This window comes from Serratia sp. (in: enterobacteria) (assembly GCF_046715635.1).
GTDB lineage: Bacteria > Pseudomonadota > Gammaproteobacteria > Enterobacterales > Enterobacteriaceae > Chania.
Genome location: NZ_JBKJYW010000473.1, coordinates 1 through 10086 on the forward strand (window position 1 = coordinate 1; position 10086 = coordinate 10086).

At 52.0% G+C, this 10086-nt stretch carries 10 protein-coding genes; 5 read left to right on the top strand and 5 right to left on the bottom strand.

The features are described from left to right. Positions 1-64 precede the first annotated feature (64 nt). The 4 genes from ACLQ7H_RS24340 to ACLQ7H_RS24355 all read left to right on the top strand — a co-directional run bounded on the left by ACLQ7H_RS24340 (position 65) and on the right by ACLQ7H_RS24355 (position 2859). Positions 65-337, top strand: a complete 273-nt coding sequence (locus tag ACLQ7H_RS24340; RefSeq protein WP_411754889.1) for a YcgL domain-containing protein — start codon at positions 65-67, stop codon at positions 335-337. 96 nt (positions 338-433) lie between these two features. Then, positions 434-1453: a lytic transglycosylase domain-containing protein gene (locus ACLQ7H_RS24345; protein ID WP_411754896.1), complete on the top strand. Its 1020-nt coding sequence runs from the start codon at positions 434-436 to the stop codon at positions 1451-1453. A 90-nt stretch (positions 1454-1543) separates the two neighbouring features. Then, positions 1544-2200, top strand: a complete 657-nt coding sequence (locus tag ACLQ7H_RS24350) for a fumarylacetoacetate hydrolase family protein (protein WP_411754890.1) — start codon at positions 1544-1546, stop codon at positions 2198-2200. 212 nt (positions 2201-2412) lie between these two features. Next, complete coding sequence (locus ACLQ7H_RS24355) at positions 2413-2859, top strand: YcgN family cysteine cluster protein (RefSeq protein WP_021181179.1); 447 nt, start codon at positions 2413-2415, stop codon at positions 2857-2859. A 203-nt stretch (positions 2860-3062) separates the two neighbouring features. Here ACLQ7H_RS24355 and ACLQ7H_RS24360 read toward each other — a convergent pair whose 3' ends face one another. From ACLQ7H_RS24360 to nhaB, 4 genes are all read right to left on the bottom strand, one after another. Continuing rightward, positions 3063-3500 (bottom strand): universal stress protein, encoded by a 438-nt coding sequence (locus tag ACLQ7H_RS24360; RefSeq protein ID WP_411754891.1) that lies wholly within the window; start codon positions 3498-3500, stop codon positions 3063-3065. Between the two features lie 147 nt (positions 3501-3647). Continuing rightward, a complete protein-coding gene (locus ACLQ7H_RS24365) occupies positions 3648-4547 on the bottom strand; it encodes a Kdo hydroxylase family protein (protein WP_411754892.1) in 900 nt (299 codons plus the stop codon). Positions 4548-5130: 583 nt separating this feature from the next. Then, positions 5131-5661: a disulfide bond formation protein DsbB gene (gene dsbB / locus ACLQ7H_RS24370; RefSeq protein ID WP_411754893.1), complete on the bottom strand. Its 531-nt coding sequence runs from the start codon at positions 5659-5661 to the stop codon at positions 5131-5133. A 122-nt stretch (positions 5662-5783) separates the two neighbouring features. Continuing rightward, a complete protein-coding gene (gene nhaB, locus ACLQ7H_RS24375; RefSeq protein WP_411754894.1) occupies positions 5784-7358 on the bottom strand; it encodes a sodium/proton antiporter NhaB in 1575 nt (524 codons plus the stop codon). A gap of 242 nt (positions 7359-7600) precedes the next feature. Between nhaB and fadR the strand changes: the two genes are divergently transcribed. Beyond that, positions 7601-8320 (top strand): fatty acid metabolism transcriptional regulator FadR, encoded by a 720-nt coding sequence (gene fadR, locus ACLQ7H_RS24380; RefSeq protein WP_021181184.1) that lies wholly within the window; start codon positions 7601-7603, stop codon positions 8318-8320. Between the two features lie 68 nt (positions 8321-8388). Here fadR and ACLQ7H_RS24385 read toward each other — a convergent pair whose 3' ends face one another. Beyond that, positions 8389-9924: a SpoVR family protein gene (locus ACLQ7H_RS24385; protein ID WP_411754895.1), complete on the bottom strand. Its 1536-nt coding sequence runs from the start codon at positions 9922-9924 to the stop codon at positions 8389-8391. Positions 9925-10086 lie beyond the last annotated feature (162 nt).

The window sequence follows — 10086 nt, forward strand, 5'->3', positions numbered from 1 at the left end:
AAGCATGTTATAGTCAGAGTTATATCCAGGCAAGACGCTGCCTCAATTAAATAGAGTTTTAAAAATGTTTTGTGTCATCTATAGAAGTGCCAAGCGCGATCAGACTTATCTTTATGTCGAAAAAAAAGACGATTTCTCTCGGGTGCCGGAAGATCTGATGAAAAGTTTTGGCACTCCGCAGTATGCCATGATGCTGTCGCTCGACGGCCGTAAGAAATTGGCTTCCGCGGATATCGAAAAAGTGAAAGAAGCCCTGCAACAGGAAGGGTTTTATCTGCAGTTCCCACCGCCGGTGGAAAACCTATTAAACCTTCATTTGTCTGACGCCAAAAAATAACCGGGCGTCGATTTTCAACCCTGTGTTAACGCCAGCTTTTAAGCATCATCTGCATCTGGCGGCAGGTCGTCACAGGTAGGGAAAATCATGAAGAAGATGTTGATGATGCTAACGCTACTTCTTTTGGCAAGCAGCGTTGAACAGGTGGCGGCGGCTCCAGCGCCAGCTATGCAGCCGACCGGGAGTACGCTGGCAGAAACCGGGCGTGATCCGGCGGAGTTCCCGGCCTATGTGGAACAACTGAAGCGGCGGGCCATCAAACAAGGTATCCCAGCGGTTACCGTTGAGAGCGCCTTTGCCAACGCGCACTTTGTCGATCGGGTGATTAATGCCGATCGCAATCAGTTGGAAAAGAAAATCACTCTGGATGATTATCTCAGCCGTGTCTTGCCCGCGTGGAAGATCCAGCGGGGCCGTGAGATGCTTCAGCAATATCAGCCACGGCTGGCGCGAGTGACGGCGCGTTACGGTGTTCCGGAACAATATATTGTCGCGCTATGGGGTATGGAAAGCGCTTTTGGCAAGATACAGGGTAAGGAAGATGTTGTTTCTGCCTTGGCGACGCTGGCGTTTGAAGGACGGCGCGAAGCATTCTTTACCAAACAGCTGATGGCAGCCTTACAGATTATTGAGCAGGGTCACGTCGATGCGGGCAACCTGAAAGGATCCTGGGCGGGGGCGATGGGGCAGAGCCAGTTTATGCCAACCTCGTTTTTGACCTATGCCGCTGATGGGGATGGCGACGGTAAAATCGATATCTGGAATAATCTCGACGATGTGTTTGCCTCCACCGCCAACTATCTGGCTACCGAGGGTTGGCAGGCTGGGGTTGGCTGGGGCCGTGAAGTCAAACTGCCCGCGCATTTCAATGCTGACCAACTGGGGCTGAAAGACGCCCAGGGGCATCGCGAGGAACGGTGGGCGGCCAAAGGCGTGGTGTTAGCGGATGGTTCTCCATTATCGGCCTCTGGTTTGCGTAGTTGGGTGATCGCTCCAGATGATATGCAAGGACGCGCATTCTTGGTTTATGATAACTTCCGTACTCTCATGCACTGGAATCGTTCGTATTATTTTGCGATCAGCGTGGGAATGATGGCCGACGGTATCGGTCAATAGCTTGGCACCTGCAAGGTGTCTGGAATGGCACCCCGTACGTATCATGGGCTGAGGTTATCTGGCCCTTACATTGTGGTTGGGAGAGGCGGTATGTATCAACATAGAGACTGGCAAGGAGCGTTGCTTGATTTCCCGGTAAGCAAAGTGGTTTGCGTAGGCAGCAACTACAGCGATCACATCAAGGAGATGGGGAGTGCCACCCCGTCTGAGCCGGTGTTGTTTATCAAACCTGAAACGGCACTGTGTGATATTCGTCAACCGGTAGCGATCCCCAAGGGGCTGGGGTCGATTCATCATGAAGTCGAGTTGGCGGTGCTGATTGGCACCCCGTTAAAGCAGGCCACTGAAGATCGCGTGGCCCGTGCCATTGCGGGCTATGGCGTGGCGCTGGACTTGACCTTGCGCGATCTGCAGGCCGGGTTCAAGAAGGCGGGGCAACCTTGGGAAAAAGCCAAGGGATTTGATGGTTCTTGCCCAATTTCCGGTTTTATTCCGGTGGCTGAATTTGGCGATCCGCAAAATGCCGAGTTGTCTTTGTCGATCAATGACGAACTGCGTCAGCAGGGCAATACCCGCGATATGATCAACCCCATTTTGCCGTTGATCGCCTATATGAGCCGTTTCTTTACGCTGCGTGCGGGCGACATCATTCTGACAGGGACTCCTCAAGGGGTGGGGCCAATGGTTTCCGGCGATATGCTGAAAATCTCGCTTAACGGTAAGACCCTCAGTACCCGAGTGATTTAATCCCGCTCTGTCTTTCTGCCTGTCGGGCCTTCTGGGTGTTGCAGGCAGAAACCTCTTTATTGCTTTACACTGTTACTATCCACGTTAGATGCCGTTGCAGCAGGCAGGGGCCGCCGGGGAAACGTTTCCTTTTGCGCTCAGTGTCTATATAGTGTGCCCCCTTGAACCTGCTTGCAGGTGGTTTGTTCATTTACCTATTTTCGGAAGTCGATATGTCACAACTCCCTTTTTGGCAACAGAAGACGCTGGACGAAATGTCTGAGGCAGAGTGGGAATCGCTGTGCGACGGATGTGGGCAATGCTGTCTGAACAAGCTGATCGATGAAGATACCGATGAAATTTACTTCACCAACGTGGCCTGCGATCAGCTCAACATCAAATCCTGCCAGTGCCGCAACTACGAGCGCCGCTTTGAACTGGAAGAAGACTGCATCAAGCTGACGCGCGAAAACCTCACCACATTCGATTGGCTGCCGCCAACCTGCGCCTATCGCCTGATTGGTGAGGGGAAACCTCTGTTCGACTGGCACCCGTTGGTCAGCGGATCAAAAGCGGCAATGCACGGTGAGCGCATTACCGTACGCCATATCGCGGTGCGTGAAAGCGAAGTCGTGGATTGGCAGGACCACATCCTCAACAAACCTAGCTGGGCCAGGTAAGTGATGGTATGTGGAAATAAACTAAGTAGCTGTATCGAATAGTGTTACAGGTGGGAGTCATGCAGAACACCGACACGCCGTGAACCCGTCCATGGGGGCTCGTATCGCGCATCCCTGCGCTCAACGGTCGGCTAACCTGCAATGACTCCCACCTGTCTCAAGCTTAAGGTGTCGCGGTATTAAAGGCAGCCTGTGCAGTAGCCTTATCGCACCACCAAGACCGAGGTTTTGGCATACCTGACGACCGATGATGCCGTCGTGCCAAGCAAGAAGGTAGTGATACTTGGTCTGCGCGAACCGACAACGATCAGATCGGCGTTGATCTCTTCTGCAAAATTCAAAATCCGATCTCTCGGCGCGCCAATTTCTACCGAACAGTGCACTCGGCCTTCCGGGATATCAAACGCCGTAACGGCTTTCTTTAACTCCGCCAACGCAATCTGTATTCGCTCATCATCGCTTGGCAGCAACCGCTCGGGGTGCGACAGCTCATATTCATAATAAGAGAGCATGGGGGAGAGTACGGCGAAGAAATGGGTATGCGGGTAGTCGATTTTTGCCAGTGAATTAATCGTGGGAATGATTTTTTGCGTTAACTCGATTTCAGCCAGATCAATGGGCGCTAATATAGTCTTGTACATACAACCTCCTGTTTAAGTCGGTGATGTGCATACTACTGCGTAATTAATATACCAAATCCTCTCAACTATTAGGGTGACACAGATCGAAGTTATGGCCGATCCACCGAATGAGCTGTGGATCGGCTGAGAAGCCAGGTTTGCCAGGCGCTAGATTAATGGCCGGTGTAATAACCCTTCCAGAACTTTCAGCGGTGCATTCTGCGGGGTTTTCATGGCGCTCACCGGTAAAATAAAAGTCTGTTCCAGCATATATTGCCCGGCCATGGCGGCATGGGGAGTTTGATCGGAAAAACAGATCCAGCTGCTTCCAGGGGGGAATTCAACTGCCTGCTGGGGGCCGCTTTCCTGATAGTTTTTATCTGCCTTCATGGCATCATGCATTTGCAGCATCAGGTGATCGTAGTGGCTACGGCGCGTTTTGGTAATGCCAACTTTATCCTGCAACCAACTGGCAAAGGGCGAGTAGCGCTTAAGGCGTGGCAGGAAACGTTGTGCCAATTCAGGGAACGGCTCGCCAACGCGCCACAGTCGGCTTTCACCATGAGGATTGATATTGGTGAAAATACGTAAAATGCGTTTGCCATAGTTGGGGCGCGAAGGGAACGCATCGACATGCAGGAGGCTGTCGTCCTTGCGCCATGAGGTCGCGGCAGTCCATGCGGAGATTGGGTGCAGACGCAGGCTATTGGTAGGCATCTGCACTGCATGCCGATATTCGGGCAGTACGGAATTGATCAAATGCTGGCAGGCCTGATAGTGGCGTGCCAGTAATTTATGTACCGCTTCGCGTTTAGCCTCAAGGGCAACTCCGGTCAGCTTTTGCTGCTCTGGCTGATAGCTAATATTCTTGCGTTTGGGGTCAACCAATTCCGGGCTGAGCAAGGTTTTCTCTGCGTCGGTCAGGCTAAAGGCCAGATGGGGGAAATACAGCACCTTGCCGCTTTCCAACGCAGCTACGGCATCCACTGTGGAAGGTGAGGTGGTATTCCAGTCTACATAAGGAAGCGTAATGAGGACAGTTTGCAGATTGATGTTATTTTCTGACATGGTGATCCCTTGCTAAACATACTCTGTCTATCTCATTGGCTGTATCGTTCGGTGGTTGAACCCCTACGGCCTAGTAGACGTACAGCGTTTTATCACACAGAGCATAGCCTAAATAGCACGCTTACCGGGCGGAAAAGTTAAACAAAAGTTGAACGAGAGAGTAAATAAATCAGGGCGGATGAGGGGAGTGGCTTATACACGTCATCATTTTATTTAGATCCTACTCTAAGTATTAATGCGGTGAATGAAAAACGCCCAACCAGTGATTAAGTGTAGCCAATATATCTGTGCTTGAAAGGGGGAAATTGCCAAAGGTGGGCGATATATCCCGCAACCAAAGTTAATGTTATGTAAATTACGCCGTAAACGTCAGGTGGACGCTTCTTTTTAAACAAAATCTTAGGTAGTTTGTGGACACCTCCGCCCTGTGATGAGAGTTTGATGATGAAGATGGTGCGTCTGTTTGCCGTGGCCGGAGTACTGATCGTGCTCGTGTATTACTTTACCCACACTTGATGCCGACCAACCACATCCGATGCAATAAAAACGGCGCCCTCAGGCGCCGATCTTGTCATGTTTACCGTTAGCGACCAAACAGATCACGTTTACGTTGGCGTACAAATTGGCTGAGCAGAACGACAATCCCGATCAGTAAATAGGCAGCAAAAATCCCCACCAACCACTGTGGCATTTCCAACGACAGGAACTGCCACTGACGCACCGAGCAGTCACCCGAAGCGTGGAACACCGCAGGCGCCCATTTGTCTAGCGGCAGCCAGGAAGGGAAGCTGACAAAGAAATCACAGGTATTAAATGGCGACGGATGCAGCTGGATCATCGTGTGTTTCCAGGCTAACTGCAAACCTTCCCAGGCGCTATATATCCACAGCAGGATCGCTACATAGCGCAGCGGCGACTTCGGTGCCAATGCACCAAGCAGCGACGCACCCAAAATCCCGAATAGCGCGACGCGTTCGTAGATACACATTACGCAAGGCTGTAACAGCATCACGTGCTGAAAATAGAGGGCAGCCAACTCCAGTACCAATACAGTCAGAGCCAACAACAGCCAAGCACCGCGCCCCTGCGAGCAGCGGTTAAAGAATTGCAACATATCTATATTCTTCCATGCAGTAAGCAATTGAACCGGCAGTGTAAACCAATTCATCCCCGCTGCCAGCTACCTAAAGACGATTCAGTGAAAAATATCGTGGGTTGTGGAGGCGGTCACGGCGCTTAATGTGCAGCGATTGGGGCCGTCGCGTCAAGTGGTAGCGGCATTAACCACTGCCATTGGGCTAACAGTTCCGTTACCGGTGCCAAGGTAAACTGCACACACAGTAGGCCGACCAGCGTCAGCACCAACGTATAAGGCAATGCCATCCAGACCATGCGGCCATAAGACAGGCGTACCAACGGCGCCAGGGCAGAGGTCAGCAGGAATAGGAAAGCCGCCTGCCCGTTGGGTGTAGCCACCGAAGGCAGATTGGTGCCGGTGTTAATTGCTACCGCCAGCAGTTCGAACTGTTGCAGTGAAATTGCTCCGTCCGCCAGTGCCGCCCGAGCTTCGTTAATGTAAACCGTACCGACAAAAACGTTATCAGAAACGGAAGAGAGCAGACCGTTGAACAGATAAAACAGGGACAGCTGTGAGCTCGGCGGTGCCTGTAGCACATAGTGGATCACTGGAGTAAACAGTTGCTGTTCAATGATCACCGCCACGACGGTGAAGAACACCGTCAGCAGCGCGGTAAAGGGTAGCGCTTCCTGGAAGGCTTTGCCGATCGCGTGCTCATCGGTTACGCCACACAGCGAGGTCGCTAAAATGATCACCGAGAGGCCAATCAGGCCCACCTCTGCCAGGTGGAAGGCCAGTGCTATCACCAACCATAAGCCGATTAACGCCTGGACCACCAATTTCATCTTTTCTTGGCGGCTTCGCTTGGCGGTTGCCTGGCGATCGAACTCTTTCAGTACGCTACGCACCTGTTCCGGCAGTTTGGTGCCGTAGCCAAATACCGCCAAACGTTCAACCAGCAGGCAAACCAGCAAACCGCAAACGAACACCGGCAGCGTGACGGGAGTCATACGCAGGAAAAACTCGCCAAAGCCCCAGCCGGCGCTTTTGGCGATGATCAGGTTTTGCGGCTCGCCTACCATGGTCATTACGCCCCCGAGAGCAGTGCCTACACCTGCATGCATCAGCAGGCTGCGCAGAAAGCCGCGAAACTGTTCCAGCGTCTGTTTATGGTCGGTATCTTCCAGGCGACTATCGTCACTAATATCGCTCTTCTGATTAGAGACGACGTTATGGTAGATCGAATAAAAACCCGTGCCGACGCTGATCACTACCGCGACCACGGTCAGGGCATCCAGGAACGCAGAAAGCAGTGCCGCAGCAACGCAAAAGGATAGGGACAACAACATCTTTGAGCGGATGTTAAGCAGCAGTTTGGTAAACACAAACAGCAGCAACTGCTTCATAAAGTAGATGCCTGCCACCATAAAGACCAGCAGCAGTAGCACCTCAAGATTACTGGCAATTTCCGCGCTGACATGAGCGGGGCTGGTCATGCCGATCAACACCGCCTCAATGGCCAGTAACCCGCCAGGCTGCAACGGGTAGCATTTAAGCGCCATCGCCAGCGTAAAGATAAACTCGATAACCAGTAACCAGCCCGCCACAAAAGGGCTGACCAGGAAAAACACCAAGGGATTGATCACCAGAAAACTGATGATGGCCAGTTTGTACCAGTCGGGGGATGCCCCGAGAAAGTTCTTTACCAATGCCGAGCGAATTGTCATATCCATGCTTGTTTTTGCGAAACCTTATAGTGAGTTGGCCGTCATACCCTAACAACGGCAGTGGGCTTGATGCAAATGACCAAGCCTTAATAGCTTGAAATTTCGGCGAAGTGTTTTTTTTCATCTTTTTGCCAGCTTATGCACACTTTCGTTTATTGTTTTTGGCTCTCGCTATGTGATGCCCCGGCGATCTGGTATGATCTGCCGATTACAATTACTGATTATCGTCGTTACGGAACATCAAACACATGGTTATAAAGGCGCAGAGTCCTGCCGGTTTCGCGGAAGAGTATATCATTGAAAGTATTTGGAATAACCGCTTCCCTCCCGGCTCTATTTTGCCCGCGGAACGTGAGCTTTCAGAACTGATTGGCGTCACGCGCACCACATTACGTGAGGTTCTACAGCGATTGGCCCGTGATGGCTGGCTGACTATTCAGCACGGCAAACCGACCAAGGTGAATAATTTTTGGGAAACTTCCGGCCTTAATATCCTGGAAACCCTGGCCCGGCTCGATCACAACAGCGTACCGCAACTGATCGATAATCTGCTGTCGGTGCGTACCAATATTGCCTCGATCTTTATCCGTGCGGCGGTGCGTAACCATCCGGAGCAGGCGCAGGAAGTGCTGGCGAAAGCGGCGCTGGTTGACGATCAGGCGGATGCCTTCAACCAGCTCGACTATGAAATTTTCCGTGGCTTGGCCTTTGCCTCAGGCAACCCGATTTATGGCCTGATCCTCAATGGCTTGAAAGGGCTATATACCCGCGTTGGCCGCTATTACTTCTCCAACCCGGAAGCGCGCAAACTCGCACTGACCTTCTACAACAAGCTGTCTAGCCTGTGCCATGAGAAAATGTACGATCAGGTGATGGATTGCGTGCGTAACTACGGTAAAGAGAGCGGGGCCATTTGGCAGAGCATGCAGGGCACTATGCCAAGCGATCTGACCGAAGCGCGTCGTTAATTGGGTGTCATTCCAGTAATCAGCTAGTTGAAGGGGCGCTGCATGCGCCCCTTTGTCATATTGCCGCTTTATAACGCGTTGGGTCTTGGTGGGCAGCGGTCCAGCAATTCTACGCTGCCATCTTCGTTTTGCTGCTCCAGAATAATGTCGAATCCCCACAGGCGATGCAGATGTTTCATCACCTCGCGGCGGCTTTTATCCAATGGTGCCCGGTCCTGCGGAATGTAGCGCAGCGTTAATGAGCGATCGCCACGCAGATCCACATTCCAGATCTGAATATTGGGCTCATGGTTGCTCAGGTTGTACTGAGCCGACAGCTCCTGACGTATCGCCCGATAGCCCGCTTCGTTGTGGATCGCTGAAATCTCCAGGTAATTGTTGCGATCGTCATCCAGCACGGTAAACAAACGGAAATCACGCATCACCTTCGGTGACAGGAACTGGCTGATAAAGCTCTCATCCTTGAAGTCACGCATGGCGAAGTGCAGGGTATCCAGCCAGTCTTTGCCGGCGATATCCGGGAACCAGTAGCGATCTTCTTCGGTCGGTGACTGACAGATCCGTTTGATGTCCTGGAACATCGCAAAGCCCAGCGCGTACGGGTTGATGCCGTTGTAGTATTGGCTGTTGTACGGTGGCTGGTAGACCACATTGGTATGACTGTGCAAGAACTCAAGCATAAAGCGATCCGTCACGCGCCCTTCATCATATAGGTGGTTAAGGATGCTGTAGTGCCAGAAGGTGGCCCAGCCTTCGTTCATCACCTGAGTCTGCTTTTGTGGGTAGAAATACTGGCTCACTTTACGCACGATGCGCAGCACTTCACGCTGCCAGGACTCCAGCAATGGGGCATTTTTCTCCATAAAATAGAGAATATTTTCCTGTGGCTCTCGTGGAAAACGCACGGCCTGTTCCGGCAGAGCTTCGCGATCGACTCGCGGCAGGGTTTTCCACAGCGAGTTGACCTGGCTTTGCAGATACTCCTCACGGCTCTTTTGGCGGGCTTTTTCTTCCACCAGCGAGATTTTTTGCGGCCGCTTGTAGCGATCGACCCCGTAATTCATCAGCGCATGGCAGGAGTCCAGCAGCTTTTCGACTTCTTCCACGCCATAGCGTTCCTCACACTCACTGATGTAATGGCGGGCAAACAGCAGATAATCGACGATCGAACTGGCATCGGTCCAACTGCGGAATAAATAGTTATTTTTGAAAAACGAGTTGTGCCCATAGCAGGCATGAGCCATCACCAGTGCTTGCATGGTGATAGTGTTTTCTTCCATCAGATAGGCAATACACGGGTTGGAGTTGATCACGATCTCATAGGCCAACCCCTGCTGGCCATGCTTGTAGCGCTGCTCGGTTTCGATGAACTTCTTGCCGAATGACCAGTGGGTATAGTTGATCGGCATTCCGACGCTGGAGTAGGCATCCATCATCTGCTCGGAGGTAATGACCTCGATCTGATGCGGATAGGTGTCGAGCCGGTAGTGCTTTGCGACCCGGTCAATCTGCTCCAGATAAACTTGCAGCAGCTCGAACGTCCAGTCCGGTCCATCGCTCAGACGTTTATCTTCCTTAACCTTTTTATGTGTTGAAGTAGTCATCAGCGCACCCTCGTTATTAACGGGTCTTGCTCATTCGGCAGACCCTTTAACAATGATAGTCCAAGCCGCAATAAATCGTTTGAAATCATCTGCACGCGTCGAAAGGACGTCCCTGCTTCGCCACCTTAAATCGGTGGGATCGCGTGTGAGACGACCAACAGC

What these genes read in the sequence shown, in the direction of transcription:
- dsbB (WP_411754893.1), bottom strand. Translation starts at nt 5,661, where the DNA reads ATGTTGCAATTCTTTAACCGCTGCTCGCAGGGGCGCGGTGCTTGGCTG.
- ACLQ7H_RS24340 (WP_411754889.1), top strand. Translation starts at nt 65, where the DNA reads ATGTTTTGTGTCATCTATAGAAGTGCCAAGCGCGATCAGACTTATCTT.
- ACLQ7H_RS24345 (WP_411754896.1), top strand. Translation starts at nt 434, where the DNA reads ATGTTGATGATGCTAACGCTACTTCTTTTGGCAAGCAGCGTTGAACAG.
- ACLQ7H_RS24355 (WP_021181179.1), top strand. Translation starts at nt 2,413, where the DNA reads ATGTCACAACTCCCTTTTTGGCAACAGAAGACGCTGGACGAAATGTCT.
- nhaB (WP_411754894.1), bottom strand. Translation starts at nt 7,358, where the DNA reads ATGGATATGACAATTCGCTCGGCATTGGTAAAGAACTTTCTCGGGGCA.
- ACLQ7H_RS24385 (WP_411754895.1), bottom strand. Translation starts at nt 9,924, where the DNA reads ATGACTACTTCAACACATAAAAAGGTTAAGGAAGATAAACGTCTGAGC.
- ACLQ7H_RS24365 (WP_411754892.1), bottom strand. Translation starts at nt 4,547, where the DNA reads ATGTCAGAAAATAACATCAATCTGCAAACTGTCCTCATTACGCTTCCT.
- ACLQ7H_RS24350 (WP_411754890.1), top strand. Translation starts at nt 1,544, where the DNA reads ATGTATCAACATAGAGACTGGCAAGGAGCGTTGCTTGATTTCCCGGTA.
- fadR (WP_021181184.1), top strand. Translation starts at nt 7,601, where the DNA reads ATGGTTATAAAGGCGCAGAGTCCTGCCGGTTTCGCGGAAGAGTATATC.
- ACLQ7H_RS24360 (WP_411754891.1), bottom strand. Translation starts at nt 3,500, where the DNA reads ATGTACAAGACTATATTAGCGCCCATTGATCTGGCTGAAATCGAGTTA.